This is a genomic window from Sphingomonas sp. UYAg733 (assembly GCF_054057355.1).
Map to the genome: position 1 here is coordinate 43,814 of NZ_JBSRZE010000010.1, position 15,265 is coordinate 59,078.

Annotated in this window: 7 protein-coding genes; 6 read left to right on the forward strand and 1 reads right to left on the reverse strand. The window is 62.7% G+C overall.

The window, feature by feature from the left end; genetic code table 11:
• Both ACVWZA_RS15840 and ACVWZA_RS15845 read left to right on the forward strand, forming a co-directional pair.
• The gene (locus tag ACVWZA_RS15840) at positions 1-936 is read left to right on the forward strand and encodes a M23 family metallopeptidase (protein WP_457312226.1); all 936 of its coding nucleotides are present in this window, start codon (positions 1-3) and stop codon (positions 934-936) included.
• A 274-nt stretch (positions 937-1,210) separates the two neighbouring features.
• The gene (locus ACVWZA_RS15845) at positions 1,211-4,411 is read left to right on the forward strand and encodes a TonB-dependent receptor domain-containing protein (RefSeq protein ID WP_457312227.1); all 3,201 of its coding nucleotides are present in this window, start codon (positions 1,211-1,213) and stop codon (positions 4,409-4,411) included.
• A 90-nt stretch (positions 4,412-4,501) separates the two neighbouring features.
• Here ACVWZA_RS15845 and clpB read toward each other — a convergent pair whose 3' ends face one another.
• Entirely contained in the window at positions 4,502-7,081 is a 2,580-nt protein-coding gene (gene clpB / locus ACVWZA_RS15850) for an ATP-dependent chaperone ClpB (protein WP_457312228.1), read from the reverse strand.
• A gap of 237 nt (positions 7,082-7,318) precedes the next feature.
• Between clpB and ACVWZA_RS15855 the strand changes: the two genes are divergently transcribed.
• From ACVWZA_RS15855 to ACVWZA_RS15870, 4 genes are all read left to right on the forward strand, one after another.
• Positions 7,319-9,706: a TonB-dependent receptor domain-containing protein gene (locus ACVWZA_RS15855; RefSeq protein ID WP_457312229.1), complete on the forward strand. Its 2,388-nt coding sequence runs from the start codon at positions 7,319-7,321 to the stop codon at positions 9,704-9,706.
• Between the two features lie 111 nt (positions 9,707-9,817).
• Positions 9,818-11,974: a penicillin acylase family protein gene (locus ACVWZA_RS15860; protein WP_457312230.1), complete on the forward strand. Its 2,157-nt coding sequence runs from the start codon at positions 9,818-9,820 to the stop codon at positions 11,972-11,974.
• A 112-nt stretch (positions 11,975-12,086) separates the two neighbouring features.
• Positions 12,087-14,921: a M16 family metallopeptidase gene (locus tag ACVWZA_RS15865; RefSeq protein WP_457312231.1), complete on the forward strand. Its 2,835-nt coding sequence runs from the start codon at positions 12,087-12,089 to the stop codon at positions 14,919-14,921.
• A gap of 37 nt (positions 14,922-14,958) precedes the next feature.
• The gene (locus tag ACVWZA_RS15870) at positions 14,959-15,261 is read left to right on the forward strand and encodes a hypothetical protein (RefSeq protein WP_183109888.1); all 303 of its coding nucleotides are present in this window, start codon (positions 14,959-14,961) and stop codon (positions 15,259-15,261) included.
• Positions 15,262-15,265 lie beyond the last annotated feature (4 nt).

Consider the following 15,265-nt stretch of genomic DNA (forward strand, 5'->3'; position numbering starts at 1 on the left):
ATGCGACGCCGAACTGTCAGGGGGACGGTGGGGGGCATCGCACTGATGCTGCTCGGAAGCTGCACCACGATGCCGGACCGCACAGTGCCGGACCACCCGGGGGTGCAGCCGGTGCCGCCATCGGTCCGGGTCGACAGACCCACCCCGCAACCGCGCCGTACGCCCGGCCCGGCCACCTTCAGCTATAGCGGCCCGCGTATGCAGGGCGGCGCGGTGATCGGTATCGCGCCCTCGGGCACGAGCGTGTTGACGTTCAACGGCGTGCCTGTTCCAGTGAGCGGCGATGGCCGTTTCCTGATCGCCTTCGATCGCGATGCGCCGCCTTCGGCGACTCTGGTCGCTACGCTCGAGGACGGCCGCCAGGTCAGCGATGCGCTGGTCGTCGCGCCGCGCGCCTGGTTGATCGAGCGGCTCAATACCCTGCCCAAATTCCCCCGGCCGCAACCGGAGATGGAGCGGCTGCGCCCCGCCGAAGTTGCGCAGATCAATGCCGCGCGGCGCGTGCGGTCGGATTCGCAAGGCTGGCGGCAGGTGTTCCTATGGCCGACAACCGGGCGTATCTCGGGCATGTTCGGGTCGCAGCGCGTCTATCAGGGACAGCCGGGCGCCTATCATTCGGGCACCGACATCGCCCGGCCGGCCGGAACGCCGGTGCTCGCGCCGGCGGACGGCGTGGTCATCCTCGCCGCCGATCATCCTTTCACGCTGGAAGGCAATCTGCTGATGATCGATCACGGGATGGAACTCAATTCGGCGTTCCTTCATCTGTCGCGGATCGATGTCCATGTCGGCGAGCGGGTGCGGCGCGGCCAGACGATCGGCGCGGTCGGGATGAGTGGCCGGGCGACCGGGCCGCATCTCCACTGGAGTCTCAAATGGCGCGATTCACGGATCGACCCCTTATTGCTCGCGGGGCCAATGCCGACCGCCCGATAGCGAATGTCGTTTCGCTAGTGCAGCATTATGGCAACATAATCGTGCGTGCAGGGGGTGCCGAACATGCTCAACATGTCGCGAATGTGTCATTTTAGCTACACCGCGCATGAAAGGCGTAAGCGCAACATGAATGCCAGCTTTACAGCAACGTACAGCCCCGCCATCCATCGCGGCTATGTTCCTCTCGATCGTATTGCGTGCGATCGACAGGAATGCGGCCATCACTCGACAGACCGCAAATGCGTGCTGGCGGGGACAAGCGAGGGGTATATTCGTGACCAATTCATTCAATTTCGGGCGCAAGGTGCGTTTGCTCGGAGCAGCGGCTCCGTTCGCACTGATTCTCGCCGCTCAACCTGCGTTCGCTCAGGACGCCGCACCGGCGGCACCTGCCGCTGAGGCAGCTCAGGAAGATACCGGCCAGGACATTGTCGTCACAGGTTCGATACTGCGCCGCACCAACACCGAGACCCCGTCGCCTGTCACGGTGCTGACGTCGGACGATCTTGACAAGCGCGGCGTCAACACCGTTCAGGAAGCTCTGCAGACGCTGTCCGCTAACAATGGCGGCACGTTGATGAACTCGTTCTCGGCTAACGGCGCGTTCGCCGGTGGCGCATCAGCGGCATCGCTGCGCGGCCTTACCACGTCGTCGACGTTGGTCCTGTTCGACGGCCTGCGCGCAGCATATTATCCTCTCGCCGACGATGGTTCGCGTAACTTCGTCGATCTTAACACGATCCCTGACGCGATCGTTGACCGCGTCGAAGTTCTGAAGGACGGTGCATCGTCGACCTACGGCGCCGATGCTGTCGCGGGCGTCATCAACATCATCACCAAGAAGCAGTTTGTCGGGTTCTCGGCGCGCGTCGAGGCTGGCATTTCCGAACAAGGCGACGCGGCTAACCAACGTCTTGAGGCGACAGCAGGTTTCGGCGATCTCGACGAAAAAGGCTTCAACATTTACGCTAGTGGTCATTACGTCCACAGCGACATCCTCTATAACAACCAGCGCGGCGCTCCATATAATTCGAGCAACCTGAGTAGCCGTTGCGCGACCAGCATTTTACCGCAAAGCGAGCGTTCAGCATATTTCAATGCTCTTACCTGCGATGCAAACAACGTTGGCAATGGCCTACAGAATGGCGCGCAGTATGGCGATGGTGTAGCTCGCTTCGCCGGCCAGTCGACCGGGACGCTGATCAACTATGCCCGACCCGCAAATGCGCTGACTGGGGCCGCCATCGGAGGCACTCGTTATCAGCAGCTAACCAATCCAGGGGGAGGATGCGGTCCACTCAATGCGATCACGCTTACTGGCAACCAGTTGACTAACAATTTGGGTAACGGTGGCGCAACAGCTCCTGCCAATGGCGTCGTTTGCCAGGAAGACTTCGTCAATCGTTATAGTGTGATCGCGCCTGAGATCGAGCGCATCGGCGGCTCCATTCGCGGCACTGTGAAGCTGGGTGACAATATTGAAGCCTATGGCATCTTCAACTATGAGCAAAGCCGGGTTAAGTACACCGGCCTGCAGGCGATTTATCGCGGCACGACCACGCCGGGTCCGCTTCTGCAGCGATACACCACGGCCAGCACGCCTCTGACTCAAGGCGCAGGTGGTTTGTTCGGCCAGCTCATCACGCTTCCGGTGTATATCTGCCCGCGTGGTACGACCGTTGCCTGCACCGCCGGTAACGGTGCGCTCAACCCGAACAACCCGTTCGCTACCGTCGGCCAGCGCGCGGCAATCATCGGGCGTTTGTCGGACATTCAGGAAACCAACGAAACGTTCAACCAGGCGTATCGCGGTGCGATCGGTGTCAGCGGAAGCTTCGGTGAAGGCTGGAACTTCGCTGTCGATGCGACCGGCATGCGTGTCGATCTGCAGCGCAAGCTTGGTGGCCGCATTTATGTCCAGAACTTCCTGGATGCGGTAAATGACGGCTCGTACAATTGGGTTAATCCGGAACAGAACAGTCAGGCCGTGCGTGACTTCATCGCGCCCCTGATCGACAAGAAGGCCACTTCGGAACTTTATCAAATCCAGGGCAGCATCTCTAAGGCGCTGTTCGAACTTCCGGGTGGTCCGCTGCAGGTCGCGGTCGGCGCATCCTATCGCGAAGAAAAGGTCAACGCGCCTTCACTCAACCCCGGCGTGCTCAATCAGCCGACGCAACAGTATATCCGCGTCAATGGTTTCAGTTCGCAGGGGTCGCGCAACGTGAAATCGGCCTATTTCGAAATCGGTGCTCCGGTTGTCGATCAGCTCGAACTTAATGTCTCGGGGCGTTACGACAAATACTCGACTGGTGACGACAATTTCTCGCCGAAATTTGCCGCGAAATTCACACCGATCCCGCAGATTGCCATTCGCGGGACCTATTCGCGTGGTTTCCGTATTCCTAGTTTCGCGGAAACCGGCTCGTCTCCTACCACGGGCTTCATAACCACCAATGCTCCTGCTTCTTGCCGTACCCAGAATCCGATTGGCGACGCTACCTATTGCAATGGTTACAGCCTCGGCCTCAGTCAGGCCGGCGCGCCAGGTCTCAAGCCGGAAAAATCGCGTAACATCACCGCGGGTGTCATTCTCGAGCCGGTCAAGTGGCTCACGGTTACCGCCGATTATTATAACATCAAGAAAACGAACGTGATCACCGGCGACGATTACACCCCGGCGCTGGCGGCATATTATGCTAATCAGCCGATCCCGGCCGGGTTCCAAGTTATCGCAGACGTTCCTAGCCTGCCCGACGTTGCAGTTAATCCCAACGCCCAGCCACGTGCCGCGTTCGTGCTTTACTCCTATGTCAACGGTCCTACCCAGAAGACCTCGGGCCTTGACTTCACTGCGACAGCACGGGTCCCACTCGGTGAAGGCATCCGCTTCACCAGCTCGGTCGATGCTACCTATGTGATCGACTATAAGCAGTCGTTCCCGGGCGGTGGTGGAACCCAGAGTTATGCGGGTACGCTGGGTAACTTCCAGATTACTTCCGGCTCCGGCACGCCGCAGTGGCGCGGTAACTGGCAGAACACGCTGGACTTCGGCGCAGCTAGTATCTCGGCGACGGCATATTACACGCAAGGCTACAGCACGACTGCTGAAGATAGTTCGGGCGCGGGCTCGTCGTTTATCTGCGGCGTACCGGCACTGTTCGACTCGGACGTGACGGCTGCGAACCCGGGGGGAGATGGCATCGTGGACAGCAGCAGCGACGCCAACTCGCACACCTATAATGACGGGGTCACGCCCGTGCAGTGCGACGTAAAGCACTTCGTCAACGTCGATATGTCGGCAAGCTACAATGTGAACGACAACTTCACTTTCTACGTCAATGTATTGAACCTCTTCGGGGCCAAAGCACCGCTGGATGCGACCACTTATGGCGGGTATCAGTACAACCCGGCATGGGCGAACTCAGGCATCATCGGTCGTTCGTTCCGGGTTGGCGCGAAGGTCAAGTTCTGATCCTTAGTCGATAAGCAAAAACCGGGGCGGCTTCGAAAGAAGCCGCCCTTTTTTTCTCTGTCGTATGGCGGCCGTCTTGCTCTGCGCCGATCAAGCCACAGCTAGTTCCAGCTTGCCGTCGCCCTCATCGACCTTGACAGTGGCGCCATCCTTAACGTCGCCGCGCAAGATCAAGTCGGCGAGCGGGTCCTGCAGGTAACGCTGCACCGCTCGCTTCAATGGCCGTGCGCCATAGACCGGATCGTAGCCCACCCGACCAAGCCACGCCCGCGCCGCATCGGTCAGATCGAGCGTGACCTTGCGATCGGCGAGCAGCTTACCGATGCGCGACACCTGGATGTCGACGATCGGCGCCATCTCGCTTTGCCCCAGCCGATGGAACAGGATGATCTCATCGAGCCGGTTGAGGAATTCGGGGCGGAAATGACCGCGCACGATCTCCATCACTTGCGGCTCGACATCGCTCACCGGCTGGCCATCGGCCAGATTGGTGAGATACTGGCTGCCCAGGTTCGAGGTCAGGATGATCAGCGTGTTGGAGAAATCCACCGTCCGCCCCTGCCCGTCGGTCAACCGGCCATCGTCCAAAACCTGAAGCAGGATGTTGAAGACATCGCCATGCGCCTTCTCGACCTCGTCGAACAGGATAACCTGATAGGGTCGCCGGCGAACCGCTTCGGTTAGAACGCCACCCTCCTCATAGCCAACATAGCCCGGAGGCGCGCCGATCAGCCGGGCAACCGCATGCTTCTCCATGAACTCGCTCATATCGATCCGCACCATCGCGGAAGGGTTGTCGAACAGGAATTCGGCGAGCGCCTTGGTCAATTCGGTCTTGCCGACACCGGTCGGCCCCAGGAACAGGAACGAGCCAAGCGGTCGGTTCGCTTCCTGCAGCCCGGCGCGTGAGCGGCGCACCGCGGTCGAGACGGCATGGACCGCCTGTTTCTGGCCGATCACGCGTTTGCCGATCGCTTCCTCCATGCCCAGCAGCTTGGCACGCTCGCCTTCGAGCATGCGATCGACCGGGATGCCGGTCCAGCGGCTGACCACCGCGGCGATGTCGTCGGCGGTCACTTCCTCGCGCAGCATCGCTCCTTTGGTCGCGCCCGCCGCTTCGTCGAGCTGGCGCTGCAATTGCGGGATCGTGCCATAGGAAAGCTCGCCCGCCTTGGCGAGGTCGCCGGCACGCTGTGCCTGGTCGAGTTCAAGTCGCGCGGCGTCGAGCTTCTCCTTGACCTTGGCCTCGGCCGAAATCTTGTCCTTCTCCGCCTGCCAGCGCGTGGTCAGTTCGGCCGACTGCTGTTCGAGATTGGCAAGCTCGCCCTCCAGCGTCGTCAGCCGATCGCGCGACGCGGCGTCGCTCTCGCGCTTCAACGCCTCGCGTTCGATCTTGAGCTGGATGATGCGCCGGTCGAGCGTCTCGATCTCCTCGGGCTTGGACTCCACCTCCATGCGGATGCGGCTCGCCGCCTCGTCCATCAGGTCGATCGCCTTGTCGGGCAGGAAACGGTCGGTGATGTAGCGGTTGCCGAGCGTGGCCGAGGCGACGATCGCCGCATCGGTGATACGCACGCCGTGATGGAGTTCGTATTTTTCCTTCAGGCCGCGCAGGATCGAGATCGTGTCCTCGACCGTGGGCTCGCCGACGAACACCGGCTGGAACCGTCGCTGCAGCGCCGGATCCTTTTCGACATGCTTGCGATATTCATCGAGCGTGGTCGCGCCGACGCAGTGCAGCTCGCCACGCGCCAATGCCGGCTTGATCATGTTCGAGGCATCCATCGCGCCTTCGGATTTGCCGGCACCGATCAGCGTATGCATCTCGTCGATGAACAGCACGATGTCGCCCTCGGCCGATTTGACCTCGTCGAGCACGCCTTTCAGCCGTTCCTCGAACTCGCCGCGATATTTGGCACCGGCGATCAGGCTGCCCATGTCGAGCGACATCAGGCGGCGATCCTTCAGCGTGTCGGGCACGTCGCCATTGGCGATGCGCAGCGCGAGCCCTTCCGCGATCGCGGTCTTGCCGACGCCGGGTTCGCCGATCAGCACCGGGTTGTTCTTGGTGCGCCGCGCCAGGATCTGGATCGTGCGGCGGATTTCCTCGTCACGGCCGATCACTGGATCGAGCTTGCCGTCGCGCGCCGCCTGAGTCAGGTCGCGTGCGAATTTCTTCAGCGCGTCGAAACGATCCTCTGCACCGGAGGAATCGGCGGTGCGTCCGCCGCGCACCGCATTGATCGCGGTATTGAGCGCATCGGCACGAACGCCGGCCGCCTGCAACGCCTTGCCCGCCGCGGTGTTGAGCGACAGGGCAAGCGCGACCAGCAGCCGTTCGACCGTGACGAAGCTGTCGCCCGATTTGGCGGCGATCTGCTCGGCCTGATCGAGCACGCGCACCGCGTCGTTGTCGAGCCCCGGCGTCTGTTGCGCGCCGCCGCCCGACACGGCGGGGATTTTCGACAGCGCCAGGTCGGTTTCCGTTACCGCACGCTTGGCATCGCCGCCCGCCGCGTTGATCAACCCGGCCGCCATGCCTTGCTCATCCTCGAGCAGCGCTTTCAGCAGATGTTCGGGCGCGATGCGCTGATGGCTCATGCGGATTGCGACGGTTTGCGCCGATTGCAGGAAACCCTTGGCGCGGTCGGTGAATTTTTCGAGGTTCATGTTGCTCCCATCTCCACTGGCCCACGCGATATAGTGTTGCACTTATGCCACACAAGCTCGCCGCGGCCGCTTTTGCGCTGCCACTGCAAGCTTAGCCTAGTCGGTCAAGCATGACGTCTCAAATCCGCCACGCGATCAGCGCCGATTCGTCATCGTCAAGGCGCATTTGTGCAACGCACAACGCCTAGGCGGCGGGTGACGCGCAATTGCGCGCAACCAACGCCGAAGGGAAATATGATGCGTGCCTTGACCGCCTGCCTGCTCGCTGGCGCCGCCCTCAGCTGGCCGCTCGCCGCGACCGCCGCCACGACCGACGAACTCGTCGCGCCGCCGGCTGTCACGACCGACGCTCCGGCTGACCCCGCGCCCGCCGAGGAAGCCGCTGACAGCCAGAGCGATATCATCGTGATCGGCCAGGGCGAGACGCGGCAGGTGCAGCGCTTGAATCAGGCCGATATCGCGATCCTGACCCCCGGCACCAGCCCATTAAAGGCGATCCAGAAGCTGCCCGGCGTCAATTTCCAGTCGGCCGATCCGTTCGGCGCTTATGAATGGTCGCAGCGCATCTCGATCCGCGGTTTCAACCAGAATCAGATCGGCTTCACGCTCGACGGTATTCCGCTCGGCGACGGCACCTATGGCAACACCAACGGCCTGCACATCAGCCGCGCGATCAGTTCGGAAAATATCCGTGAAACGCGCGTATCGCAGGGATCAGGATCGATCGGAACGCAGGCGACCAACAATCTCGGCGGCACGATCGAATTCTTCTCGGCCGATCCGAAGCCCGATTTCGGCCTGACGCTCGACGGCACCTATGGCAGCGAGAACACGGTTCGCGCCTTTGGCCGGCTCGACACCGGCACGCTCGGCGAAGACGGGCCCAGTGCCTATGTGTCATACGGCTATCTCGACACCGGCAAGTGGAAGGGCCGCGGCGCGCAGCGCCAGAACCAGGTCAATGCCAAGGCGATCGCGCCGGTCACGCCGGACCTTCGTCTCGTCGGCACGTTCAACTATTCTGAACGTCGCGAACAAGATTATCAGGACATGTCGCTAGAGATGATCGGCCGGCTTGGTTATCGCTGGGACAATATCACCGGTCAGTTCCCGCTCGCGGTCCGGGTGGCGGATGTTGCGAACAATATCGATACGGTGAACAATAATACCGGCGCGCCAGGAGCCGACGGCAGGTCGGATATCACAGGGCTTGCCCCTTCAAATCCGAGCGCCGGCAGTGTTTTTCCGACGCCATTCCGTTCTATCGACGACGCCTATTATGACGCGGCGGGCCTGCGGAACGATTATGTCGCCTCGCTCGGTATCGAAACCACCAAGGACGCGAAGGTCCATGGCCAGCTCAAAGCCTATTATCACGACAATCGCGGGCAGGGCATCTGGTTTACGCCTTATGTCCCCTCACCGTCAGGCGTGCCGATTTCGGTGCGCACCACCGAATATAACATGCACCGCAAGGGCGTGTTCGGATCGCTCGGCAGCGATCTCGGCGCATTCGGCGATCTCACCGTTGGTGGCTGGTACGAACGCAACGACCTGCGCCAGGCGCGCCGCTTCTACGGGCTCGACAGCCGAGTAGCGCCGACCCGTAATGCGCTGCAATTCCAGAACGGCGCGTTCGCCACGCAATGGGACCTGCGTTACCAGACCGATACGGTGCAATATTATGTCGAGGACAAGATCGCGATCGGCGATCTGACGATCAATCTCGGCTGGAAGGGCTATGATGTTCGCGGCACGTCGACGCCAATCCTTGCTGGTCCGCTCGCGACCGGCAAGGTCAAGACCACCGACTGGTTCCAGCCGCACGCCGGCTTTACCTACAAGCTGGGCGAGCGCGCCGAAGTGTTCGGTGGTTTCACTCAGGTGACCCGCGCCTTCGTCGCGGCCGCCACCAGCGGTCCGCTCGCCACCACTCAGGCGGGCTTCGACCGACTCGGCGACCTCAAACCCGAAGCGTCGGATACCTATGAACTCGGTGCGCGTGCGCGTTCGGGTATCTTCACCGGGTCGGTCAGCGGCTATTATGTCGATTTTCGCAACCGCTTGCTCGCCTTCGCCAATGGTGCGGGGATCCTCGGCAACCCGGCGGTCCTGCGCAATGTCGGCGGCGTGCGTTCCTATGGCGTCGAGGCGACCGGCCAGGTTCGGCTGCCCGGCGGGTTCGGTGCGTTCGGCTCCTATGCCTTCAACAAATCGACCTATCGCAACGACATCTTCAATGCCGATGGCAGCCTGTATGGCGGCGTGTCGGTCAAGGACAAGACGGTGGTCGATGCGCCCCGGCACATCGCTTCGGGCGAGTTGAGCTATGACGGTTCGATATTCTTCGGCCGGCTCGGCGCGAACTATATGAGCAAGCGCTATTTCACCTACAGCAACGACCGATCCGTGCCAGCACGCGTGCTGTTCGATGCGACATTGGGTGCCCGGGTGAAGCTTGCCGGGGACCGCCAGGTCGAATTGCAACTGAACGGCACCAATCTGCTCGACAAGGATTATGTCGCGACGATCGGGTCGAACGGCTTCGGCAACAGCGGCGATAATCAGACCTTGCTGATAGGCGCGCCGCGCCAGGTGTTCGTGACGCTCAAAACGGGTTTCTGACCCGGGTCGGTCTGCCGCCCCGCACTCCGCGGGGCGGCAGACGCTATTGCCGCTCGCCTTGATCTTGCCGCATCGTTAGGCTTGCCGCAAAACAATGCGGTGAGGATGGCGATGCGGCGATTTGTGAAGACCGGGGCGATCGGCCTGTTCGCATTGCTCGTGCTGGTCGCGATCGGCCTTGCCGTCTGGGAGCCGTTGCTGGCCGAGCGCGCCGCGCCGCCGCCGGACCATGAATATGACAGCGTCATCGCGCGCGACAATTTCGGTGTGCCGCACATATTTGGCAAGACCGACCCGGATGTCGCTTACGGTGTCGCCTATGCCCATGCCGAGGATGATTTTTCGACCCTGCAGGAGGCGGTAGCGATGACGCGCGGGCGGCTCGGCGCGATGACCGGCGCTGCCGGCGCGCAAACCGATTATGCGCTCGCCTTGCTCGGCGCGCGCGCCACCGCGCACCGCGATTATATGAAACAGCCGGCCGATGTGCGCGCGCTGCTCGATGCCTATGCCAGCGGGCTGAACAAATATGCGGAGCGGCATCCGGGCGAAGTCAGGCTGACCAATCTCTTCCCTGCCAATGGTGAGGATATCGCGACCGGTTTCGTACTGCGCTCGCCTTTCTTCTTCGGGCTCGACCAGACACTCGGCGCACTGGTCGGTGAGACACCGCTGCCGGTGGAAAGCGCCGGCGCCACGCCCGATGCGCCCGATCCCGCCGCGCTGCCGGCCGGTACCGACGCCAGGGGCGAGGGCAATCAGAACGGATCGAACGCCTTTGTCGTCGCGCCGAAGCGCTCGGCCGATGGTTTCACCCGGGTCGTGTCCAATTCGCATCAGCCGTGGCGCGGGCCGGTCGCCTGGTACGAGCTGGTCGTGCATTCGGGCACTGGCTGGAACTTTGCCGGTGCGACCTTCCCCGGTGTGCCCTTCCCGGTGCTCGGGCATAACGAAACGCTGGGCTGGACCAACACGGTCAATCGCCCCGACCTGACCGACGTCTATAAACTGGTGCTCGATGGCGACGGCACGCATTACCGCTTCGACGGGAAATGGTTGCCGCTCAAGCGCACGCGCGTCTGGTTGCATGTGAAAATGGGGCCATTCGTCCTGCCGGTGCCGAAGACGGTGCTGCGCAGCGTCCATGGTCCGGCGATCGCCAACCAGAACGGCATCTTCGCAATCCGCTATGGCGGCGCGGACCAGATGCGCATGATCGAGGAATATTACCGCCTGACCCGCGCGCGCAACTTCGCCGAATGGCAAAAGGCGCTGGCGATCCAGGGCGTGCCGGCGACCAATTTCCTCTATGGCGATGCCGCCGGCAACATCGCCTATTTCTACAATGCGAGCTTTCCCAACCGGAAGCCCGGTTTCGATTATGCAAAAATGCTGCCGGGCGATATCGCGCGCGATCTCGCGACCGGAACCGTGCCGTTCGCCAATGTGCCGCGCAACGTGAACCCGGCATCGGGCTTCCTGATCAACGCCAACAACACGCCTTATCAAGCCGCCGGCGCGGGGTCGGAAATGCGCGCCGCCGATTATTCGCCGCTGCTCGGGATCGAGACCGACACGACCAATCGCGGCACTCGCGCGCTTGAACTGATAGGTGCGGACGGGTCGATCAGTCGGGCCGATCTGGAGCAAATCAAATACGACACGGCGGTCAGCCGGGTCGGCTGGGCAGCGAAATGGTTCGCCGATATCATGGCGGTCGACGCCAGGGGCGACGGGCAAATCGCGGCGGCGAAAGCGGTGCTCGCGAAATGGGACTGGAATTACGACGGCAAGGGAGCCGGCGACTCAATCGCTGCCTTGCTGCTGCGTGCAGGCAATAAATGGCATTATCAGCGCCGCCCGGAGGCCGATCCGCGTGAGGAACTGGGCAAGGCGGCCGCCTATCTGCAGGACCATTTCGGGCGGCTGGATCCGCCGCTCGGCACGGTGCTGCGGTTGCGCCAGGGCAAGGTCGATCTGCCGCTCGACGGCGGGCCCGACGTGCTGCGCGCCGCTGCGCTATGGGATGAGGATCCCGACGGACGACTCTCGGTGAAGCATGGCGACAGCTTCATCATGTTCATGGAATGGGACAAGCAGGGCCGCGTCAAGTCGCAGTCGATCCAGCCGTTCGGCGCGGCGACGACGCGCCCGGCATCGCCGCATTATGCCGATCAGGCACCGCTGTTCGTGGCGCACAAGCTGAAACCGGTGCGTTTCGCGCCCGCCTCGCTGCGCGGCCATGTCGAGCGGGTCTATCGCCCCTGATTGTCGCGGCATGTCCATTATGGTTGAGTTGATCGAACCGCTTGGATTGCATGGTCTTATCCCGGTGATATAGTGTGACACAATGGTCGCAAACCAAGGAACCTCCCCGATAATGTCCCCCAGGATTCTCGCGCTCTCCGGCGTGGCGCTGTTCGCGCTCACCAGCCCCGCTCTTGCCGCGCCTGCCGCCGCACCCGCAGTTCAGGCCGCGAAACCCGCGCCGGTCGCCGAGCTCGTCAAGCAAGTCGATATTCCGTACGAGGAATTCACGCTCAAGAACGGGTTGCGCGTCATCGTCCATACCGACCGCAAGGCGCCGGTCGTCGCGGTGTCGGCCTGGTATGATGTCGGGTCGAAACATGAGCCCAAGGGCAAGACCGGCTTCGCGCATCTGTTCGAGCATCTGATGTTCAACGGCAGTGAGAACGCGCCGGGCGATTTCTTCGAACCGCTGAAGCAGGTCGGCGCGACCGACTATAACGGCACCACCTGGTACGATCGGACCAATTATTTCGAGACAGTGCCGACCCCTGCGCTGGAACGGGCGCTGTTTCTCGAAAGCGACCGGATGGGCTATCTGCTCGGTGCGGTGACTCAGCGCGTGCTCGATGTGCAGCGCGGCGTGGTGCAGAACGAGAAGCGTCAGGGCGACAATCAGCCCTATGGCCTGGTCGACTATGCCAAGACGTTGGCGCTGTTTCCGCCCGAGCATCCCTACGGCCATGACACGATCGGATCGATGGCCGATCTCGATGCCGCCAGTCTGGAGGATGTGAAGAACTGGTTCCGCGGTCATTATGGCCCGAACAATTCGATCCTGGTCATTGCCGGCGACGTCGATGTCGCGACCGCCAAACCGCTGGTCGAGAAATATTTCGGCGCGATTCCGGCCGGGCCGAAGACGGTGCGCCCGGCCGCGCCCGTGCCGACACTCCCCGCACCCAAGTCCGAGGTGATGAAAGACCGCGTCGCGACGACGCGGATCACGCGCACCTGGGTCGTGCCCGGCCTCGACAGCGATGACGCGACAGCGCTCGATGTCGCCGCCGGCGTGCTCGGCGGCCTCGCCAGCTCGCGGCTCGACAACGCGCTGGTGCGTAAGGAAAAACTCGCGGTCGGTGTGTCGGCGGGCAACCAGACTTTCGCCCAGATCGGCACCTTCGAAGTCAGCGCCGATGTCCGTCCCGGGGTCGATCCGGCGCTGGTCGCCAAGCGGCTCGACGAGATCATAGCCGACTTCATCAAGAACGGCCCGACTGCCGACGAGGTGCAGCGCGTCGCCACCGGCGAAGTGAGCGACCGTATCGAGGGGCTGGAATCGGTCGGCGGGTTTGGCGGCAAGGCCGTCGCGCTGGCGCAGGGCGCGCTCTATTCGAACGATCCCGGCTTCTACAAGAAACAGCTCGCGACGCTCGCGGCCGAGACTCCGGCCAATGTGAAGGCGGTAACGGCGAAGTGGCTGTCGCGTCCGGTCTATGCACTGACCATCGAGCCCGGCGCGCGTGCCGCCTATGACGAGGCCAAGGCACCTGCGGAAGTGGCCGAAGTCGCCGAGCCTGCGGCGTTCAAGGGTACGCGCGGCGAGATGCCGGCGGTCGGCACGATCGCCGATCTCGATTTCCCCAAGGTCGAGCGTACCAGGCTCAAGAACGGCATCGAACTTATCTATGCGCAGCGCGACGCGGTGCCGATCACGCGTGCGGTGATCAGCTTCGATGCCGGTGTTGCGGCCGATCCGGCGACTAAGCTCGGCACGCAACAGCTCACCCTGGGCATGCTCGACGAGGGCACGACGACCAAGGATTCGATCGCGATCGCCGAAGCGCGCGAGCGGCTCGGTGCGGAGATCGGCACGGGCGCGAGCCTCGATCAGACTTTCCTCTCGCTGTCGACGCCGAGCGCCAATCTGGGCCCCGCGCTCGACCTGTTCGCCGATGTGACGCTCAACCCGGCGTTCGCGCCGGCCGAGGTGGCGCGGCTGAAGAACCAGCAGCTTGCGGGAATCGCCTCGGAGCTGACCAACCCCGGTGGTCTGGCCGGCCGTGCGCTGCCCAAGCTCGTTTATGGACCGGCCTCGCCTTATGCGAAGTCGGCCGGACGCGGCGATCCGGTTGCGGTCGCGGCGCTGACGCGTGACGACCTGGTCGCGTTCCAGCATGCCTGGCTGCGTCCCGAAAAGGCCAAGATCTTCGTCGTCAGCGATCGGCCGCTGGCCGAAGTGACGGCGGCATTCGACCAGCGCTTCGGCAGCTGGAAGGGAATCGGCACAGCCGGCGTCAAGGATTTCGGCGCAACCTCAACACCGTCGGCGCCCAAGATCCTACTGATCGACCGCCCCGATTCACCCCAGTCGCTGATCCTCGGCGCCGCGCCCAACGGGCTCAAGGGCACTGCGGACCTGCTGTCCGTGATGACCGCCAACGACGCGCTCGGTGGCAGTTTCCTGTCGCGGATCAATATGGACCTGCGCGAGGACAAGCATTGGACCTATGGTGCGTCGGGCAATTTCAGCCGTGCGCAGAACGCCGCGCCCTATATCGTCTCGGCTCCGGTCCAGGCCGACAAGACCGGCGCGTCGATCGCCGCAATCCGGCAGCAGGTCGGCGATTTCCTGACCACCAAGGGGCTGACCAAGGCCGAGTTTGATCGCACGATCATCGGCAAGACTCGCGAACTGGCGGGCAGCTTCGAAACGTCGAACGATGTGCTAGGTGCGATGCAGACCAACGACCTCTACAAGCGTCCCGACGATTATTACGCGACCATCACGCAAAAATATCGCGCGATGACGCAGGGTGAACTTGACGCTGCGGCACGCGCGGCAATCGACCCCAAGACCTTCATCTGGGTGGTGGTCGGCGATGCCAAGACGGTCCGGCCCCAGCTTGACAGCCTCGGGCTGCCGGTTGAGGTGGTGCCCGCCGCGTCCATTGCGGGCGCGAAGTGATCCGATACCAACAGTTCCGAGTTGAGGGAGAGACGTAATGGCCGATGTCGATGGCACCTGGGATACCGTTGTGAAGTCGCCGCTGGGCGATCAAAAAGCCACGCTGGTCGTGAAGAGCGACGGCAATAGCTGGACCGGCAGCAACACCGGCGCGATGGGTTCGGTCGAGATCACCGATGGCACTGTCGATGGCAACACGATCAGCTGGAAGATGAGCATTGTCGTGCCGATGCCGATGACGCTCGACTGCACCGCTACGGTCGATGGCGATACGATCACCGGCAATGTCGGCGCGGGTGCGTTCGGCAGCTTCCCGCTGACGGGAGCACGCGCGGCCTGATTGG